Origin of the sequence: Acinetobacter sp. A47 (assembly GCF_000805455.1) — a bacterium.
In the GTDB taxonomy this organism is placed as follows: domain Bacteria; phylum Pseudomonadota; class Gammaproteobacteria; order Pseudomonadales; family Moraxellaceae; genus Acinetobacter.
Map to the genome: position 1 here is coordinate 1 of NZ_JSUS01000044.1, position 20,312 is coordinate 20,312.

At 44.9% G+C, this 20,312-nt stretch carries 16 protein-coding genes, 1 tRNA gene and 1 pseudogene; 17 read left to right on the plus strand and 1 reads right to left on the minus strand.

Translation table 11 applies throughout. The features are described from left to right. The 12 genes and pseudogenes from OC23_RS18825 to OC23_RS10435 form a co-directional block, all read left to right on the plus strand. Positions 1-127: pseudogene (locus OC23_RS18825) on the plus strand (elongation factor Tu); the annotation flags it as partial. 54 nt (positions 128-181) lie between these two features. Continuing rightward, positions 182-257 (plus strand) — tRNA-Trp (locus OC23_RS10385). A 76-nt stretch (positions 258-333) separates the two neighbouring features. Further along, entirely contained in the window at positions 334-774 is a 441-nt protein-coding gene (gene secE / locus OC23_RS10390) for a preprotein translocase subunit SecE (protein WP_038344670.1), read from the plus strand. A gap of 7 nt (positions 775-781) precedes the next feature. Next, the gene (nusG, locus tag OC23_RS10395; protein WP_038344671.1) at positions 782-1,315 is read left to right on the plus strand and encodes a transcription termination/antitermination protein NusG; all 534 of its coding nucleotides are present in this window, start codon (positions 782-784) and stop codon (positions 1,313-1,315) included. Between the two features lie 112 nt (positions 1,316-1,427). Next, positions 1,428-1,856, plus strand: coding sequence for a 50S ribosomal protein L11 (gene rplK / locus OC23_RS10400; protein ID WP_004637639.1), 429 nt, complete (start codon positions 1,428-1,430; stop codon positions 1,854-1,856). A 3-nt stretch (positions 1,857-1,859) separates the two neighbouring features. Beyond that, positions 1,860-2,555 carry a 50S ribosomal protein L1 gene (gene rplA / locus OC23_RS10405; protein WP_038344673.1) on the plus strand — a complete coding sequence of 232 codons (696 nt, stop codon included), beginning with the start codon at positions 1,860-1,862 and terminating at the stop codon, positions 2,553-2,555. A 250-nt stretch (positions 2,556-2,805) separates the two neighbouring features. After that, a complete protein-coding gene (rplJ, locus tag OC23_RS10410; protein ID WP_038344674.1) occupies positions 2,806-3,312 on the plus strand; it encodes a 50S ribosomal protein L10 in 507 nt (168 codons plus the stop codon). Positions 3,313-3,354: 42 nt separating this feature from the next. Beyond that, complete coding sequence (rplL, locus tag OC23_RS10415) at positions 3,355-3,726, plus strand: 50S ribosomal protein L7/L12 (protein ID WP_004774018.1); 372 nt, start codon at positions 3,355-3,357, stop codon at positions 3,724-3,726. A 310-nt stretch (positions 3,727-4,036) separates the two neighbouring features. After that, a complete protein-coding gene (gene rpoB, locus OC23_RS10420) occupies positions 4,037-8,125 on the plus strand; it encodes a DNA-directed RNA polymerase subunit beta (protein ID WP_038344675.1) in 4,089 nt (1,362 codons plus the stop codon). 140 nt (positions 8,126-8,265) lie between these two features. After that, complete coding sequence (gene rpoC / locus OC23_RS10425; RefSeq protein WP_038344677.1) at positions 8,266-12,459, plus strand: DNA-directed RNA polymerase subunit beta'; 4,194 nt, start codon at positions 8,266-8,268, stop codon at positions 12,457-12,459. 164 nt (positions 12,460-12,623) lie between these two features. Next, the gene (locus OC23_RS10430; protein ID WP_038344678.1) at positions 12,624-12,989 is read left to right on the plus strand and encodes a DNA transfer protein p32; all 366 of its coding nucleotides are present in this window, start codon (positions 12,624-12,626) and stop codon (positions 12,987-12,989) included. Between the two features lie 335 nt (positions 12,990-13,324). Next, positions 13,325-13,684: a YMGG-like glycine zipper-containing protein gene (locus OC23_RS10435; RefSeq protein WP_038344932.1), complete on the plus strand. Its 360-nt coding sequence runs from the start codon at positions 13,325-13,327 to the stop codon at positions 13,682-13,684. 58 nt (positions 13,685-13,742) lie between these two features. On the opposite strand, the gene OC23_RS10440 is transcribed toward OC23_RS10435, so the two are convergent. Further along, on the minus strand, positions 13,743-14,231 hold the full coding sequence (locus OC23_RS10440) for a PaaI family thioesterase (protein WP_038344934.1): 489 nt from the start codon (positions 14,229-14,231) through the stop codon (positions 13,743-13,745). Between the two features lie 114 nt (positions 14,232-14,345). Here OC23_RS10440 and OC23_RS10445 point away from each other — a divergent pair, with 114 nt between their 5' ends. From OC23_RS10445 to htpG, 5 genes are all read left to right on the plus strand, one after another. Further along, on the plus strand, positions 14,346-15,221 hold the full coding sequence (locus OC23_RS10445) for an alpha/beta fold hydrolase (RefSeq protein ID WP_038344680.1): 876 nt from the start codon (positions 14,346-14,348) through the stop codon (positions 15,219-15,221). A 121-nt stretch (positions 15,222-15,342) separates the two neighbouring features. Continuing rightward, positions 15,343-16,764 (plus strand): Na+/H+ antiporter family protein, encoded by a 1,422-nt coding sequence (locus OC23_RS10450; RefSeq protein WP_038344681.1) that lies wholly within the window; start codon positions 15,343-15,345, stop codon positions 16,762-16,764. Positions 16,765-17,147: 383 nt separating this feature from the next. Beyond that, the gene (locus OC23_RS10455) at positions 17,148-17,732 is read left to right on the plus strand and encodes an OmpW/AlkL family protein (protein WP_038344682.1); all 585 of its coding nucleotides are present in this window, start codon (positions 17,148-17,150) and stop codon (positions 17,730-17,732) included. 136 nt (positions 17,733-17,868) lie between these two features. After that, positions 17,869-18,219: a lysozyme inhibitor LprI family protein gene (locus tag OC23_RS10460; RefSeq protein ID WP_038344683.1), complete on the plus strand. Its 351-nt coding sequence runs from the start codon at positions 17,869-17,871 to the stop codon at positions 18,217-18,219. A gap of 116 nt (positions 18,220-18,335) precedes the next feature. Then, complete coding sequence (gene htpG, locus OC23_RS10465) at positions 18,336-20,264, plus strand: molecular chaperone HtpG (RefSeq protein WP_038344684.1); 1,929 nt, start codon at positions 18,336-18,338, stop codon at positions 20,262-20,264. The last annotated feature ends 48 nt before the right edge of the window (positions 20,265-20,312 follow it).

A 20,312-nucleotide genomic window follows, 5' to 3' on the forward strand; every position in this document is an offset into this window, starting at 1 on the left:
TGGTGACAACGTAGAAATGTCAGTAGAATTGATCCACCCGATCGCAATGGACCCAGGTCTACGTTTTGCGATCCGTGAAGGTGGTCGTACTGTAGGTGCTGGTGTTGTTGCTAAAGTAACTGCATAAGCCCAATACTGTGTTACACTCAAATCGGAAGCTTCGGCTTTCGATTTGCATAATAGGCCAGTAGTTCAATTGGTAGAGCGTCGGTCTCCAAAACCGAATGTTGGGGGTTCGAGTCCCTCCTGGCCTGCCACTTTTTTTTTATAAAAAAGCTTAATTCTGGCTGAGTTGTCATATAATAAGTCGCGAATTCTACGACGAGTAAAAAAATGTCGAATGATAAATCGCGTGACGCATTAAGCGACGCGCCAATCCCTCAAAGAAATAATGCTGCAGAAGTTGTAAGCACTGGTACGCCACTTGATGCTGTCTTGTGGTTGATTGCTATCGCTTTATTGATCGGTTCAGCATTGGTAAATCAGCATTTACCTGCCTATTGGGCACCAGCAAATGATATTTGGGTGCGCGTTGGGGTAATTTTGGCTTGTATCGTCGTCGCTTTAGGTTTATTATACGCCACCCATCAAGGCAAAGGCTTTGTGCGTTTGTTGCAAGATGCGCGAATTGAACTGCGTCGAGTGACCTGGCCAACAAAACAAGAGACGATCACGACGTCGTGGCAAGTGCTTTTGGTTGTAGTGGTTGCATCATTGGTTTTATGGTGTTTCGATTACGGGTTAGGTTGGTTTATTAAGTTAATTATCGGGTAAGAGTGCGATGAAACGTTGGTATATTATTCATGCCTATTCAGGTTTTGAAAAACAAGTGATGCGTTCACTTAATGACCGAATCCAGCGCAGCACTGTTGCTGATAGTTTTGGTGAAGTCCTTGTCCCTACTGAAGAAGTAGTGGAAATGAAGGATGGCAAGAAGCGTAAGTCTGAGCGTAAATTCTTTCCGGGCTATGTATTGGTCGAAATGGAAATGAATGATGATACTTGGCATATCGTAAAAGAATGTCCAAAGGTACTTGGTTTTATCGGTGGTACACCAGAAAAACCGGCACCAATTTCACAACGCGAAGCGGATGCGATTCTTGCACGTGTACGTAATACTGGTGAAGCACCTCGTCCTAAGACGATGTTTGAACCAGGTGAAGAATTGCTCGTTATTGACGGTCCGTTCACTGACTTTAAAGGGGTCGTGGAGGAAGTTCAATACGATAAGTCACGTTTAACGTTGACGATTAATGTATTTAATCGACCAACACAGGTTGAACTCGAATTTCGCCAAGTCGAAAAGACGGTTTAATCTGCCCTGGTTGATAAGCGCCCGATCTGATCGGGCATTGTTGTTGTAACACTTCGGTGTTGTTTAATTTTTTGGGGAGCCTAACGGCGTCTGTACCCAGAGGTAATTTTCAATGGCTAAGAAGATTGACGGCTATATCAAGCTGCAAGTTCCAGCTGGTAAAGCGAATCCATCTCCACCAATTGGTCCTGCTTTAGGTCAACGTGGTGTAAACATCATGGCATTCTGTAAAGAATTCAATGCTGCTACACAAAAACTTGAAGTTGGTTTGCCAATTCCTGTCGTGATCACAGTGTACAACGACAAGTCGTTCACTTTCATCATGAAAACTCCGCCTGCATCTATTCTTCTTAAGAAAGCTGCTGGTATTCAAAAGGGTTCTTCTGTACCAAACAAAACTAAAGTTGGTAAGTTGACTCGTGCTCAGTTAGAAGAAATCGCGACTACTAAAGAACCGGACTTGACTGGTGCTGATCTAGACGCTCGTGTTCGTACCATCGCTGGTTCTGCACGTTCTATGGGCTTGGAAGTGGAGCTATAAGACATGGCAAAGTTAACTAAACGTCAAAAAGCCATTGCTGCTGCTGTTGAAGCAAACAAAGTTTACACTTTGGAAGAAGCAGTACAAGTTCTTAACAGCCTTCCAGCTGCGAAGTTCAAAGAATCTTTAGATATCGCTGTAAACCTTGGTGTAGATCCACGTAAATCTGACCAGGTTGTTCGTGGCGCGACGACTTTGCCTGCAGGTACTGGTAAAACTGTACGTGTAGCGGTATTTGCTCAAGGCGCTGCTGCAGAAGCTGCAAAAGCTGCTGGTGCTGATGTTGTTGGTTTCGATGACCTTGCTGAAAGCATTCAAGGTGGAAATCTTGATTTCGACGTTGTTATTGCTGCTCCTGATGCAATGCGCGTTGTTGGTAAGTTAGGTACAATTCTTGGTCCACGTGGCTTAATGCCAAACCCTAAAGTGGGTACAGTAACTCCTGATGTTGCTAGCGCGGTTAAGAATGCTAAATCTGGTCAGGCACGTTACCGTGTAGACAAAGCGGGTATCATCCACGCTGCGATTGGCCAAGTTGGCTTTAGCGAAGAAGCTGTACGTCAAAACGTTGAAACTTTAATTGCAGACTTGAAAAAGTTAAAGCCTGCAACGTCTAAAGGTGTATACGTTAAAAAGATCACTTTGAGCTCAACTATGGGTCCTGGTCTGATCGTTGACGTAAACAACGTTTCTAAGTAATTGGACAGAATTTTAAAGCCTTAGGTTTTCTCTTTGAGACAACCTAAGCAAACTTTGAATTGATAAATGAATATTTATCAGCGTCAAAGACCTCAGGCGAGAAACATTTCCGGATGTTTTTCTTAATCATCCAGTCTGAGTAGACGCGGTGGTGTGATTTATTCCTCCTCCGCGTGTAAGTCTGAATAGGGCTTACGAATTGGGAGTGCATCTGTTATGGATGCATAAATCACCGTTAGGAGGTTTTACGATGGCTCTTCTTATCGAAGACAAAAAACAGATCGTTGCAGAAGTAAACGAAGTTGCTTCTAAAGCGTTCTCTGCCGTTGTTGCTGACTACCAAGGCCTAACTGTAGAGCAATTAACAACACTTCGTGTTGAAGCTCGTAAGTTGGGTGTTACTACACGTATCGTGCGTAACACTTTGGCTAAGCGTTCATTTGAAGGTACTCAATTCGATATCTTGAATGACGACCTGGTTGGTCCAACAATTCTCGGTTTCTCTACTTCTGAAGATGACATGGGTGCAGCTGCACGCTTGTTTGAAGAATTTGCGAAAACTAACAAAGCATTTGAACTTAAAGCTGCTGCATTTGATGGCAAAGTTTATAAAGGTGCTGAAGTTAGCGTAATTGCGAACCTTCCGAACCAAGAAAAAGCACTTACTATGCTTGCCAATGTTCTTCAAGCTCCTATTTCGAAATTGGGTCGCCTTATTACAGCACTCAAAGAGAAAAACGAGTCAGAAGCGGCTTAATCCTACTTTCACACCATTCAATATCCATTTGGAGTTATTCTCATGGCTTTAACTAACGAAGAAATCTTAAACGCAGTTGCTGAAAAAACAGTTCTTGAACTTGTTGAATTAATCTCTGCTTTTGAAGAAAAATTTAACGTATCTGCTGCTGCTGTAGCTGTTGCTGCTGCTCCAGGCGCTGGCGCTGCTGCTGCTGAAGAACAAACTGAATTCAACGTTGAGTTGACTTCTTTCGGTGCTAACAAAGTTGCTGTAATTAAAGCAGTACGTGAAGCAACTGGTCTTGGTCTTAAAGAAGCTAAAGATATGGTTGAAGGCGCTCCAGCTGTTCTTAAGGAAGGCGTTTCTAAAGAAGAAGGCGAAGAACTTAAGAAGAAGCTTGAAGAAGCTGGTGCTACAGTTACACTTAAGTAATTCTGTAGGGAGTCGGTTTTTTGATAATCGGCTCCAAAAAATGGCTGATGGCTCTTGGGTCATCAGCCTTTTTGCGTTACAATAATCGGCTCGTTTTTTGTTAGTTTTGCGTGTAAATCGCGTATTGTTTGAGCAAAATTAATAAAAATCAAACGCTTACCAATATTTTTTTGCTTATAAAAATATTGTTAAGCGTTTTAATACCACTAAAAATTGCAGCATTTGTAAACAGTGGTGGCCATATCGGCCTGCGTAATTCCTTCTAAGCCCGTTCTGCAGGCGGGTTTAGTTTACTTTCCGAGGACTCCAGATGGCATACTCATATACCGAAAAGAAACGGATCCGTAAGAATTTTGGTAAATTGCCCCACGTAATGGAAGCACCGTACTTACTTTCGATTCAGGTCGATTCGTACCGTACATTCTTACAGGGCGGTAAATCACCAAAAAATCGCGAAGATATCGGTCTCCAAGCCGCATTTCGTTCAGTTTTTCCTATTGAAAGTTATTCTGGCAATGCTGCTTTAGAATTTGTTGAGTATAGCCTTGGTAAGCCTGAGTTTGACGTGCGTGAATGTATTTTACGTGGTTCAACTTATGCAGCACCAATGCGCGTAAAAATTCGTTTGATCATTAAAGATCGTGAAACGAAATCAATTAAAGACGTTCGTGAACAAGAAGTTTACATGGGTGAAATGCCACTCATGACCGATAACGGTACGTTCGTGATTAACGGCACTGAGCGTGTAATCGTATCTCAGTTACACCGTTCTCCAGGTGTATTCTTTGACCATGACAAGGGTAAAACCCACTCAAGCGGTAAAGTGTTGTATTCAGCACGTATCATTCCTTACCGTGGTTCATGGTTAGACTTTGAATTTGATGCAAAAGATCTGGTTTTTGTACGTATTGACCGTCGTCGTAAACTGTTGGCGACCGTGATCTTGCGTGCCCTGAACTATACCAACGAACAGATCCTGAATCTGTTCTACGAAAAAGTTCCTGTCTATCTGGATATGGGCAGCTATCAAATTGATCTTGTTCCAGACCGCTTACGTGGTGAGATGGCGCAATTTGATATTCTGGACAATGATGGCAAAACCATTGTTGAGCAGGGTAAACGTATTAACGCACGTCATGTACGTCAAATGGAAGCTGCGAACCTGTCTAAGCTTTCAGTACCTGATGAGTACTTATATGAGCGTATTACCGCTGAAGATATCACGCTGAAAAGTGGTGATGTGATTCCTGCCAATACCGTATTGAGCCATGAAGTCATGGTGAAGTTGGCAGAAGGCGGTGTTAAACAGTTTAATATCCTGTTTACCAATGACATCGACCGTGGTCCGTTCATTGCAGATACGTTACGTGCAGATACCACAACTGGCCGTGAAGAAGCGCTGGTTGAAATCTATAAAGTTATGCGTCCGGGTGAGCCACCAACAAAAGAAGCTGCTGAGAACCTGTTCAATAACCTGTTCTTCTCTTCTGAGCGTTATGACCTTTCTCCAGTGGGTCGTATGAAGTTCAACCGTCGTCTGGGTCGTCCTTACGAAGTGGGTACTGACCAGAAGTCACGTGAAGTTGAAGGTATTTTATCGCACGAAGATATTATCGATGTATTACGTACATTGGTCGAAATCCGTAACGGTAAAGGTGAAGTCGACGATATCGATCACTTGGGTAACCGTCGTGTACGTTCTGTTGGTGAAATGACTGAAAACCAATTCCGTGTTGGTCTAGTTCGTGTTGAACGTGCTGTTAAAGAGCGTTTAAGCCAGGCAGAAACAGATAACCTGTCTCCGCAAGATTTAATCAACGCGAAACCGGTTGCTGCTGCGATCAAAGAATTCTTTGGTTCAAGCCAGTTGTCTCAGTTCATGGACCAGAACAACCCGTTGTCTGAGATTACACACAAACGTCGTGTTTCGGCGCTTGGTCCTGGTGGTTTGACTCGTGAACGCGCGGGCTTCGAAGTACGTGACGTACATCAGACACACTATGGTCGTGTGTGTCCAATTGAAACGCCTGAAGGTCCAAACATTGGTTTGATCAACTCGCTTTCTGTATATGCAAAAGCGAATGACTTCGGTTTCCTGGAAACTCCATACCGTAAAGTAGTCGATGGTCGTGTAACCGATGATGTTGAATATTTATCTGCAATTGAAGAAGTAGGTACTGTCATTGCACAGGCCGACTCGGCAGTAGATAAAGACGGTAACCTGACTGAAGAAATGGTTTCTGTCCGTCATCAAGGTGAATTCGTACGTATGTCGCCTGAACGCGTTACCCATATGGACGTTTCTGCACAGCAGGTTGTTTCTGTTGCAGCATCATTGATTCCGTTCCTTGAACACGATGATGCGAACCGTGCATTGATGGGTTCGAACATGCAACGTCAGGCTGTTCCTACCTTGCGTGCTGACAAGCCGCTTGTTGGTACCGGTATGGAAGCAAACGTAGCACGTGACTCAGGTGTGTGTGTGATCGCAAACCGTGGTGGTGCGATTGAATATGTTGATGCTTCTCGTATTGTCATTCGTGTCAACGAAGATGAAATGATCGCGGGTGAAGCAGGTGTAGATATCTATAACCTGATCAAATATACACGTTCAAACCAGAACACCTGTATTAACCAGAATGTCATCGTGAACCTGGGCGATAAAGTTGCCCGTGGTGATATCCTGGCGGATGGTCCGTCGACTGACATGGGTGAGCTTGCGCTGGGTCAAAACATGCGCGTGGCGTTCATGACGTGGAACGGTTATAACTATGAAGACTCGATCTTGCTTTCTGAGCGTGTGCTTCAAGAAGACCGTTTAACCTCGATTCACATTCAGGAATTGTCATGTGTTGCACGTGATACCAAGTTAGGCGCAGAAGAAATTACTGCCGATATTCCTAACGTCGGTGAAGCTGCACTGTCTAAACTGGATGAGTCAGGTATTGTTTATATCGGTGCTGAAGTTACCGCAGGCGATATTCTGGTTGGTAAGGTAACGCCTAAAGGTGAAACCCAGTTAACCCCTGAAGAAAAATTACTTCGCGCAATCTTTGGTGAAAAAGCGGCTGACGTAAAAGATTCATCTTTACGTGTTCCGTCTGGCACGAAAGGTACGGTAATCGACGTTCAAGTCTTCACACGTGATGGTCTGGAAAAAGACGAACGTGCACAGGCAATCGAGAAAGCTCAGCTTGATGCATACCGTAAAGACTTGAAAGAAGAATACAAGATCTTTGAAGAAGCAGCACGTGAGCGTATTGTGCGCTTGTTGAAAGGTCAGGAATCTAACGGTGGTGGTTCAACTAAACGTGGCGATAAACTGACTGAAGAGTTATTGTCTGGTTTAGAGCTGGTTGATTTACTTGAAATCCAGCCGGCAGATGAAGCAATTGCTGAGCGCTTAACTCAGATTCAAGTGTTCTTGAAAGAGAAGAGCTACGAAATTGACGAGAAGTTTGCCGAGAAGAAACGTAAACTTTCTACTGGTGATGAATTAACCACTGGCGTATTGAAAGTTGTTAAGGTTTATCTTGCAGTTAAACGTCGTATCCAGCCTGGTGACAAGATGGCGGGGCGTCACGGTAACAAGGGTGTTGTATCCAACATCTTGCCAGTTGAAGACATGCCACATGATGCCAATGGTGTACCAGTCGATATCGTATTGAACCCGCTGGGTGTACCGTCACGTATGAACGTGGGTCAGATTTTAGAGACTCACTTGGGTATGGCGGCCAAAGGTCTTGGTGACAAAATCGAAAAAATGTTGAAAGAACAGCGTACAGTTCTGGAACTACGTGAATTCTTAGACAAGATTTATAACAAGGTCGGTGGTGAACAGGAAGATCTTGACAGTCTGACTGATGACGAAATCCTGGCGCTTTCAGGCAATCTGCGTGCCGGTGTGCCGTTGGCTACACCTGTATTTGACGGTGCTGAAGAGAGCCAGATCAAAGACTTGCTTGAATTGGCAGGGATTTCCCGTACTGGTCAGACCGTATTGTTTGACGGCCGTACCGGTGAACAGTTTGATCGTCCTGTAACAGTAGGTTACATGTACATGCTCAAGTTGAACCACTTGGTTGATGACAAGATGCATGCACGTTCAACTGGTTCTTACTCACTTGTGACACAGCAGCCGCTGGGTGGTAAAGCCCAATTCGGTGGTCAGCGTTTCGGTGAGATGGAGGTCTGGGCACTTGAGGCATATGGTGCTGCATATACCCTTCAGGAAATGCTCACTGTGAAGTCGGATGACGTCGAAGGCCGTACACGCATCTATAAGAATATTGTAGATGGTAACCATTATATGGATCCGGGTATGCCTGAATCGTTCAACGTATTGACCAAAGAGATCCGTTCTTTAGGTATCAACATTGAACTGAAAAATGGTGACTAAATCCCTCTCTATCCCCCTTTGTTAAAGGGGGAAGTTCCCCTCTTTTTAAAGAGGGGCTAGGGGAGATTCCAAATTTCAGTAAAAACAATATTTGTGACCCAGTCGGGTGAGCCTTGCTCCCCGACACACGGAGAAAAAAATTGAAAGACTTGCTCGATATCATGCGTAAGAAAACGGATTCAGAAGGTCATGCACCTGTTGAATTTGACCGTATCCGTATTGGTCTTGCGTCGCCAGAGATGATTAAGTCATGGTCTCACGGTGAAGTTAAAAAGCCTGAAACCATTAACTACCGTACGTTTAAACCTGAACGTGACGGTTTGTTCTGTGCCAAAATCTTTGGCCCGGTAAAAGATTACGAATGCTTGTGTGGTAAATACAAGCGTATGAAATATAAAGGCGTCATTTGTGAAAAATGTGGCGTTGAAGTAACAACTGCAAAAGTTCGTCGTGAACGTATGGGTCACATCGAGCTTGCTTCTCCAGTTGCACACATCTGGTTCCTGAAATCATTACCAAGCCGTATCGGTTTGTTGCTTGATATGACATTACGTGATATCGAGCGCGTATTGTATTTTGAATCTTATGTGGTGACTGATCCTGGTATGACTCCGTTTGAAAAGTACCAGCTTTTAACAGACGAAGAATACTACAATGCCCTTGAAGAACACGGTGATGAATTCACTGCGAAAATGGGTGCAGAAGCAGTTCAGGACTTATTAAAAGATATCGATCTTGAAGCCGAGATTGCACGTTTACGTGAAGAAATTCCACAAACGACTTCCGAGACGAAACTTAAAAAAGCGTCTAAGCGTTTGAAACTGATGGAAGCCTTCAAAGATTCAAACAACAAGCCTGAATGGATGGTGATGAATGTACTGCCAGTACTTCCACCAGACTTGCGTCCGCTTGTACCACTTGAAGGTGGCCGTTTCGCGACTTCTGACCTGAACGATTTATATCGTCGTGTCATTAACCGTAACAACCGTTTGAAGCGTCTTCTTGACCTTGCTGCGCCAGACATCATCGTACGTAACGAAAAACGTATGTTACAAGAGTCTGTTGATGCGTTGCTTGATAACGGTCGTCGTGGTCGTGCCATTACTGGTTCGAACAAACGTCCATTGAAATCTTTGGCAGACATGATCAAAGGTAAACAAGGTCGTTTCCGTCAGAACTTGCTCGGTAAGCGTGTTGACTATTCTGGCCGTTCGGTGATTACCGTAGGTCCTACGTTACGTCTTCACCAGTGTGGTCTTCCGAAGAAAATGGCACTTGAATTGTTCAAGCCATTCATTTTCGCAAAACTACAAGCCTCTGGCCAAGCAACAACCATTAAAGCTGCGAAGAAAATGGTTGAGCGCGAGACACCGGAAGTTTGGGACGTTCTAGCATCTGTAATTCGTCAACATCCAGTCATGTTGAACCGTGCGCCAACACTTCACCGTTTAGGTCTTCAAGCATTTGAACCTATTCTGATCGAAGGTAAGGCAATCCGTCTGCACCCGCTCGTCTGTGCTGCGTTCAACGCCGACTTCGACGGTGACCAGATGGCGGTACACGTTCCATTGACATTGGAAGCACAGTTAGAAGCACGTGCCTTGATGATGTCTACCAACAACATCCTGTCACCTGCAAACGGTGAGCCAATCATCGTTCCTTCTCAGGACGTGGTCTTGGGTCTTTACTACATCACCCGTGATGCGGTAAATGCCAAAGGTGAAGGCATGGTGTTTGCCGATACTCACGAGGTCAACCGTGCGTTGGCAACGGGTAAAGTTGCGATTCATGCACGCGTTAAAGTACGTGTTCATCAAACCGTGATTGATGAAAACGGCAACCGTGAGAAGCAAACCATTATTGTGGATACAACACCGGGCCGTTGCTTGCTATGGGAAGTTGTGCCACAAGGTCTAAGCTTTGACATGATCAACCTTGAGATGACCAAGAAAAACATCTCGAAGTTAATCAACTCTTGCTACCGTAAACTGGGTTTGAAAGATACTGTTATCTTCGCTGACCAATTGATGTATCTGGGCTTCCGTCAAGCGACACGTTCAGGTGTATCTGTTGGTATGGAAGACATGTTGATTCCACCAAGCAAGCATACGATTATCGATAAGGCTGAAACCGAAGTTCGTGAAATCGAACAGCAGTTTGAGCAAGGTTTCGTAACTGCGGGTGAGCGTTATAACAAGGTTGTCGATATCTGGGCACGTACTAACGACCAGGTTGCGAAAGCAATGATGGATAACTTGTCTTATACCCTGGTGAAAAACAAACAAGGTGAAGACGAGAAACAGAAATCATTCAACTCGATTTACATGATGTCTGACTCGGGTGCCCGTGGTAGTGCGGCGCAGATCCGTCAGCTTGCCGGTATGCGTGGTCTGATGGCGAAGCCGGATGGCTCGATCATTGAAACCCCAATTAAGGCAAACTTCCGTGAAGGTTTGACAGTACTCCAGTACTTCATCTCGACACACGGTGCGCGTAAAGGTTTGGCCGATACTGCATTGAAAACTGCGAACTCTGGTTACTTGACTCGCCGTCTTGTAGACGTAGCGCAGGATCTGGTTATTACCGAGCCTGACTGTGGTACAGCCGGTGGCCTGGTGATGACACCATTCATTCAAGGTGGCGATGTCATCGAGCCATTACGTGACCGTGTATTGGGTCGTGTAACTGCTGAAGACGTGCGTCGTGCAGCGGATGATGAAGTGGTATTGCCACGTGGTACTTTAATTGACGAGAAAATCGCAGCCCAGCTTGAAGAAGCGGGTGTCGATGAAGTTAAAGTCCGTTCGGTTATTGCATGTGAATCGAGCTTCGGTGTTTGTGCGAAATGTTATGGCCGTGACTTGGCACGTGGTCACCTGGTAAATCCGGGTGAGTCTGTCGGTGTTATGGCGGCACAATCGATTGGTGAGCCAGGTACACAGTTAACGATGCGTACCTTCCACGTGGGTGGTGCTGCGAGCCGAACTTCTGCGGCCAACAGTGTTCAGGTGCGTAACAAAGGTACTGTACGTTTCCACAACGTGAAAACTGTACAACATGCCAAAGGTCACCTGGTATCAGTTTCACGTTCTGGTGAAATCGGTATTGCCGATGACCTGGGCCGTGAGCGCGAGCGTTATAAACTTCCTTATGGTGCCAGCATCTTGATCAAAGATGGTGAGACTGTGGAAGCGGGTGGTATCGTGGCGACTTGGGACCCACATACACATCCACTTGTGACCGAAGTTGCCGGTAAAGCACGTTTCAGCCAGATTGCTGATGGTGTAACTGCAACCTCGAAGACAGATGATGCAACAGGTATGACAACTGTTGAAATCTTGCCGGTAACAGCTCGTCCTGCTTCTGGTAAAGACTTGCGTCCTGCAATCGTGCTGGATACAACTGATGGCGGCGAACAGTTCTACTTCTTGCCACAAAATACCATTGTGACAGTCCGTGATGGCGAAACCATTGGTGTCGGTGATGTCATTGGTCGTGTACCACAAGAATCGTCACGTACCCGTGATATTACCGGTGGTCTTCCACGTGTAGCTGACTTGTTCGAAGCACGTAAGCCGAAAGAACATGCGATCTTGGCAGAAGTGTCGGGTATCGTGAGCTTCGGTAAAGAGACCAAAGGTAAGAACCGTTTAGTCATCACACCTGATGACGGCTCGGAGATCTACGAAGAGTTGATTCCAAAATGGCGTCAAATCAACGTGTTCGAAGGTGAGCATGTGAACCGTGGTGAAACCATTTCTGATGGTCCACAAAACCCGCATGACATCTTGCGCCTGAAAGGTGAAGTGGCATTAACCAACTACATCGTGAACGAAGTTCAAGACGTTTACCGTCTCCAAGGTGTAAAAATCAACGATAAGCACATTGAAGTGGTTGTACGTCAAATGTTGCGTAAGGTTGATATCACTGATGGCGGCGATACAAGCTTCATCAAGGGCGAGCAAGTGGATTACATCCGCGTTGTTCAGGAGAACCAGGCTGTTCTGGCTCAGAACAAGTTCCCTGCGAAGTTTGAACGTCAATTGATGGGTATTACCAAAGCGTCGCTTTCGACTGACTCGTTCATCTCTGCTGCATCGTTCCAGGAAACCACACGTGTGTTAACTGAAGCGGCTGTAACAGGTAAAGAAGATGATTTACGTGGCTTGAAAGAAAACGTGGTTGTGGGTCGTTTGATCCCGGCTGGTACCGGTCTTGCGTATCACCTGGAGCGTCGTCGTCAAGAAGCAGAAGCTGCTGAATTCGAGCTTCACAATGACTTCAGTGAAGTAGACCAGGCATTCAGTCAGGCATTAAACTCAGACCAGTTCTAAGATTTAAGTACTAAAAAAGGCACCTTCGGGTGCCTTTTTTTGTGGAAAAATACGGCAGTTGTTACAAAAACACATTACAGCGTCAGTATTTGATTACTTAATCAAGGTAAACAGTTCATTAAAGAATACTATCCTATGTACAACTGAGGAGAGGAGTAGTTCCCATGAAAAAAATGATGATGATTGCTGGCGTTGGCCTGATGTCAACCACACTGTTTGTCGGTTGCCAGAATGCGAGTCCTGAAAGTAAACGTATCGGTTCTGCTGCAATTGGCGGTGGTGCGGGCGGTGCAATTGGTAAGCATGTCGGCGGTAACCTTGGCGCAGGTTTAGGCGCAGCGATTGGGGCAGGTGTTGCTGCCAATGCAAAAGGTTCAAATAGCAAAAATACCAGAAACAGTGCAATCGGTGCCGGTCTAGGGGCTGTAATTGGTGGTGCAGTATTGGGCGGTGATTCTGGTGCGGCAGTAGGTGGTGCACTGGGCGGTAGCGCCGGTTCAGCCTATGGTGAGAAAAAAGGCAAATACTAAGCCTGCATGACAGTAAGTCAGAATGCTGAAAATTCGTAGTTCAGCTTCTGACGTTTTTTTAGTTTATATATCCTTCCTTGTGCGGTGATAAATCGGTTGCCGAGCCAATTAAAATCAATATTCCTGACAGTCCGCTATTTGATGTTCTAACCTGTTCTTAAACGAAGCTGGGGCGCTATCATCTGCTATGCTCTAAGCCGGTTCAATAACCCGGACAGGTCATGCCTTTACAAAATATCAAACGATTGGGACATTGTGATAACACAATATGATCAAATCCCTCATAAAAGAAGATTATGCTTTTTACTAGAACGTATACAAGAGAGAGTATGGTCATGAAAAAAACAATAGGTTTAGCTTCTGTTTTGATGTTATCTACGGTGATGTTTACGGGTTGTCAGAACATGAGTGCATCGGATCAGCGTATTGGAACAGCAGCACTGGGCGGTGCTGTGGGTGGCGGTTTAGGTAACCATGTCGGTGGCGGCGTCGGTGCCGGTCTGGGAGCTGCGGCTGGTGCCGGTGTGGGAGCCAATGCCAAGGGTGCAAATAGCAGCTCTACCACCAGCAGTGCCATTGGTGCCGGTATTGGTTCTGTGGTCGGCAAAGCAATTTTTGGTGGTGACTCGGGGGCTGCGATTGGTGGTGCAATCGGTGGCGGCGCAGGCGCTGCAATTCAGGAAAAGAAACGATAATTTTTCAAGCTAAAACCCAGTGCCTGCAATATTGCAGGCATTTTTATATGCTCTCACATTATTGAACACTGGCTTTGGGTTTTTTACGTCGGATATACAGCACTTTTTCGACTTCTGCGATGCGGGTGCCGGCTTCATCCACAATACTCAGGGTGTAATGGCGTAAAACAGGTGCATGGTTTTCGGCGAGCCGTTTGATTTCGGCAATTTCCGCTGCATTTAACCGGATATCTGCATAGACCGTATCACGGCCCGGAGAAAGAAAATGAATGCTGGCGCTTTTGTCCCAGACAATATATTTATTGCCCAGATGATGGATCAGAATCAGCATATAAAATGGATCGACCATCGAATATAAACTGCCACCAAAGTGGGTTCCGACTATATTACGGTTACGCCAGGTCAGAGGCATTTTGACACGGATGTAGTAGTCATCCAGATCAATATGGTCAATGCTGATACCTGCACCACGATAAGGCGAATAGTGATTCAGCATAAATTTGGCAATCGCTGGAATGGTTCGAATCTTTTTGAAAAAATCGTTCATGGTCAATTTTTTTTGTTGCAACTCTATTCATACTGCATAAGTATCATTTTTCATGCAGGGCTGGCAATGGCTGTTTTATCACCAGGCCGATAGAAAACAAAATGGGAAAGTATTATGCAAGCACAAGTAAAAACAGTAACGACATCGGATCAGCAGACACTCTGTGTGAAAACATGGGGAGAACAACAAAATACCCCTTTGGTACTGGTACATGGCTATCCGGATAATCAGGAAGTCTGGGAGCCGGTCATTGAACAACTGGTCGACGACTATTATGTGGTGACTTATGATGTACGGGGGGCGGGCTTATCTTCGATTCCAAAACGCATTAAAGACTATCGTTTGCCGCGTTTGTCACTGGACTTGCAGGAAGTGGTTGATCAGGTGTTACCAAATCGTAATTTTCATCTGGCAGCCCATGACTGGGGATCTTTACAATCCTGGGAATCTGCAACTGAACCCAAACTAAAAGGCCGTTTGCTGTCCTATACCACGATTTCGGGTCCTTGTCTGGATCATGCCGCTTTCTATTTACGTGAAAAATTTAAGGCCGCACCCAGCAATGTGCTGAAAATGTTAAGTAAGTCGTGGTATATCGGGGCATTTCACCTGCCTTTAATTGCTCCAACAGTATGGTCGTTTTTTAGTCCGGAAAAATGGGGCAAGGTGTTAAGCGGGCTGGAGAGAAAGCAGGATTTACCTTTAAATGCCAATATTGCCTCGGACGGCAAATATGGCATTAATCTGTATCGTGCCAATTTTATTCCTTCTCTAACCCAGCCACGCCAGCGTTATGCACAATGTCCAGTGCAGGCCATTGTGTTAAAGCGTGATGCTTTTGTCAGCCCCGAGTACATTACCGAGTCGATGCCAAAATGGGTTGAAAACTTTGAATATGTTGAGCTGGATGCAAACCACTGGGCAGTGTTGAGCCAGCCTGAAAAAATTGCTGAACTGATCCGTCAGTTTGTACAACGTCAGGCAGCTTAAAGCTTTAGTGGAATTATTAAGCTAAAAAACGGTACAGTTTGGCGATAATCCGGCGATATTTTCAGCTAGGTTTTAATGAATCTGCTAGAATGTCGCCTTTTCTTTGCTCCTGAATTTGTTCATGAATGCTGTCGTAATTGCGATTGCCGTGATGTTTATCCTGTCATTGGCACGAGTTTCTGTTGTTCTCACCCTGGTGATTTCAGCCATTATAGGAGGCTTGGTCGCTGGTCTAAGCCTGTCTCAAACTGTTGAAGCATTTAATGCGGGTTTGGGCGATGGCGCTGAAGTTGCATTGGCCTATGCTGTATTAGGTGCGTTTGCATTGGCACTTTCCAAATCTGGTTTACCCGATTTGCTGGCCCATAAACTGATCGGTTTACTGGGTATGGAAGCAGGTAAAAACCATCAGACCAAAGTGAAGTTTCTGCTGCTGACAATTTTACTGATTGCGGCCATCTTCTCGCAAAACCTGATTCCTGTCCATATTGCCTTTATTCCGGTTTTGGTTCCGCCTTTATTGAAGGTCATGAACCATCTGAAACTGGATCGCCGTGCGGCTGCATGTGTCATGACATTGGGACTGGTCGGAACCTATATTTTCCTGCCAGTGGGCTTTGGTGCAATCTTTCTTGAACAAATCCTGATGGGCAATATTAACAAGATTGGTGCAGCCTATGGTCTTCATGTAGAACGAGGCATGATGCCAATCGGGATGGCAATACCGGTACTGGGCATGGTATTAGGCACGCTGGTTGCGGTGTTCATCAGTTACCGTAAACCAAGACTCTATGTGGACCGTACGATTACTCCGGTGAAAACGATTGATCTGGATAAGCCACTCAAGGTAACTTCGCAGGCAGAATACGATCTCCAGGCCGATGCTGAAGAACTCAAGCAAGAAGCAGAGAAGGTGCCGTATATTTCCAAGAAGACCATGTTTATGGCGCTGCTCGCGATTGGTTTAACCTTGGTTGCACAGCTCTATTCAGGTTCAATGATTCTGGGTGGTCTGGTCGGTTTTGCGGTGTTGTCGGCGTCTGGCATTTTTAAATGGCAAGATGCCGATGATGTGTTTGTACAAGGCATGCGCATGATGGCGCTGGTCGGTTTTATCATGATTTCTGCGGCAGGCTTTGCCTCGGTCATGACGCATACCGGCGATATTAACCATCTGGTTAATGGCGTGGTTCATATCATTGGAGATAATCATGCCCTGGCTGCTTTTCTGATGCTGTTTATCGGGCTGTTTGTCACCATCGGAATAGGCTCATCATTCTCAAGCGTACCGGTGCTTGCCGTCATTTATGTACCTTTATGCGTGCAGTTTGGTTTTTCTCCCTTGGCAACCATTGCCCTGATTGGAACTGCAGCTGCACTTGGCGACGCCGGTTCACCTGCTTCCGACTCGACTTTAGGGCCTACAGCAGGCTTGGGGGTTGATGGTCAACATGATCACATTTGGGATACGGTTGTGCCTACTTTTATACATTTTAATATCCCGTTGCTTATTTTTGGCTGGATTGCAGCAATGGTTTTATAATCAGAAGTGGCTCAGAAATGAGCCATTTTTTTTGATTATAAAATTTATCTTAAATATAAAAATAATCATTAAATGACATTTTTTGTCCCTTTTTAAATCTGGTTTTATAATGCGGTTTTAATATTAAGTTATATGTGATTATATTCTTAAATAGGGCTTAATTTATTTTTAAATCTGATGAAAATACTAGGTTTTATCAATATTTAAGTTGATTGTATTGGTCGGGATTAATATTTATTACATATTTTAACAATTATATTTTATTAATATTCAATGTATTATAAAATCAATTAAAATAGTTGGAATTAATATGTATTGCATAATGTAAATGTGCGTGTTTATTATGTTGAACAAGAACATAAATTGTTAAAGAGGTTGTTTAAATGTTAAAGAAAGTTTTGGTTGTTGCTTTATTGGGGTTATCTTCAACTGCATTTGCAGGGGGCTTTCAGGTTAAGGTGGGTGCGAGTTTAATTGACCCGACTGCAGATGTAGACTTGGCTCCAGGGGCAACTGTAAAAGGGGATCATGAGTTTGCATTTACACCATCAGTAGAATATTTCTTTGGTGATACACCATTCTCAGCTGAGCTTTTATTGGCAACTCCGGTCAAACATGATGTTTTATTAAATGGCGAATCAGTTGCGAGTGTCCGTCATTTACCACCAACAATTACAGCAAAATATAATTTTAAAAACTCGACCCGTTTCACACCCTATATTGGTGTGGGTGGCACAGCTTTCATTCCTTGGCATGAAAAGGGTGTAGCGAAAGATGTGAAAGAGGCTTATGGTTTCGCGGGCCAGTTAGGATTTAATTTCCAGCCTGCTGATGCAAAAAACTGGGGGGTTTATCTCGATGTGCGCTATGCAGATATTAGCCCGGAAGTGACCTTGGTTGATGGTACCAAATTTGATCTAGACCTTAATCCAGTGGTTTATACCTTGGGTTATAGCTATAAGTTCTAAGCTGAACCTATGCTTGAAAGCCTCACTATGTGGGGCTTTTTTATTTTTGCAATTTAAATATAAAACCGATACAGCCCTTACACAGAGAGTTTTGTATGCTGAAAAAATAATCTTCGCAAAGGGAGTGTCAGTGATCATGAAAAAACAAATCCTGTCCAGCTTGTTGTTGATGCCATTCCTGTTGTTTTCGCAGACGCATGCGGCCAGTTATTCATGCAAGGCTGCAAAGCTGAAGGTGGAGCAGCAAATCTGTAGCGAGCGTAGTCTCAATGATGCCGATGTCAGGCTGGCAACGACCTACCAGATCATTTTGCATGCCTTGCCGATGGGAGGACGTGATGCTGAAAAAGACCGCCAGTTTCAGTGGTTGAAGCAGCGCAACTCATGCGGGGCCAATACACCCTGTATCAAGCGGGCATATGCCCAGCGCCAGCAGCAGCTTGACCAGTTATTGCAACAGCGGGTATTAAGCCACGGGCCATTCTAAGCGCCATTTTGTGCATTTTTCGCCTGAAAAATACAGCTCAAGGATTGAAAAATTCAAGATATGCACCATTCATAAATCATTCCAAATAGATAAGCCTCACAGATAAGGAGTGATTTATGAGTGAACAAGTCGCACAAAATTATAGTTTCCAAGCTGAAGTTGCTCAGTTATTGCATTTAGTGACGCATTCTCTTTATTCCAACCCTGAAATTTTCTTGCGTGAATTGATTTCAAATGCTTCTGATGCGTGCGATAAGTTACGTTTTGAAGGGATTAACCATCCAGAATATTATGAAAATGATCCCGACCTGCATGTCCGTATCACTTTAGATAAAGACAATAAAACCCTCACCATTTCGGATAACGGGATTGGCTTAAGCCAACAAGAAGCGATTGATAATCTGGGAACCATTGCCAAGTCGGGCACCAAAGACTTTATGTCTAAACTGACTGGTGACCAAAAAGCCGATGCACAATTGATTGGCCAGTTCGGTGTGGGCTTCTATTCGGGCTTTATTGTTGCAGACAAGATTACCGTTGAGTCACGCCGTGCTGGTTTAGATGCAGCAGAAGGTGTGCGCTGGATCAGCGGCGGTACGGGTGAGTTTGAGGTTCAAAGCATTGATAAAACCACGCGCGGTACCGATATTATCCTGCATTTACGTGACGATGCGCTTGAGTACCTGGAGTCGTGGAAAGTTAAGCAGATCGTCAATAAATATTCTGACCACATTAGCTTGCCAATCGAAATGCAAAAAGAAGTCTGGCAAGAGAACGAAGTCGCTGAAGGTGAAGACGCTAATGCAACTAGCGGCGGCCAGATGGTCAAGACCGATGAATGGGAAGCGATTAACTCGGCCAGTGCGCTGTGGACGCGTAACAAGAGCGAAATCACGGATGAACAATACATCGAGTTTTATAAAAACCTGAGCCATGATTTTGCCGAGCCACTGGCATGGGCACATAACCGTGTTGAGGGTAGCACTGAATATACGCAATTGTTGTATATCCCAAGTCAGGCCAAACAGGATTTATTCACCCGCGAAGCCAAGGCGGGCATCAAGCTCTATGTCAAACGTGTGTTTATTCTGGATGAAGCCGATAACCTGATTCCAAACTACTTGCGCTTTGTACAAGGGGTGGTGGATAGTGCTGATTTACCGCTCAATGTCAGCCGTGAACTGCTACAGGAAAGCCGTGATGTCAAAACCATCCGTGAAGGGAATGCGCGTCGCGTACTGACTTTACTTGATGGGTTGGCAAAATCGGAAGATGAAAAAGATCAGGAAAAATTCAAGACCTTCTATACTGAGTTTGGTTCAGTGTTAAAAGAAGGTTTGGGTGAAGACATGGGCAACCGTGAACGTATCCTGAAATTGTTACGTTATGCCACTTCGACCAATGATGATATTTCCACCTCTTTTGCTGACTATAAAGCGCGGATGAAAGAAGGGCAAAAAGCGATTTATTATGTGACTGCAGAAAGCCTGGCTGCCGCCAAGAACTCGCCACAACTTGAAGTATTCAAGAAGAAAGGCATTGAAGTGTTATTGATGTCAGACCGTGTCGATGAGTGGGCCATGAACTTCGTGTTCGAGTTTGATGGTACACCGCTTCAGAACGTGTCCAAGGGTGCAGTTGACCTGGGTGACTTGCAGGATGCTGAAGAGAAAAAAGCTTTGGAGCAGGCCGCAGAGCAGTTTAAGCCTGTGGTAGAGCGTTTAAATACTTCATTGAAAGACAAGACCAAAGAGGTGCGTGTTACCACACGTCTGGTCGACTCGCCAGCCTGTCTGGTCACCAGTGAAGGTGAACTGTCTCCACAACTGATCCGTATGCTGAAACAGGCAGGACAGGCTGTGCCTGAGGTTAAACCGACACTGGAAATTAACCCGGAACATCCATTGGTGAAAAAACTGGAAAGCTCGGCACAGTTTGATGATCTGGCCAATGTCATCTTTGATCAGGCGGTGATTGCAGAAGGTGGCTTACCAGAAGATCCGGCAGCCTATGTTAAACGCATCAATAGCTTGTTATTAAAATAAGTCTTTTGATGAAGAAACCTCTGCTTCGGCGGAGGTTTTTTTATTGCT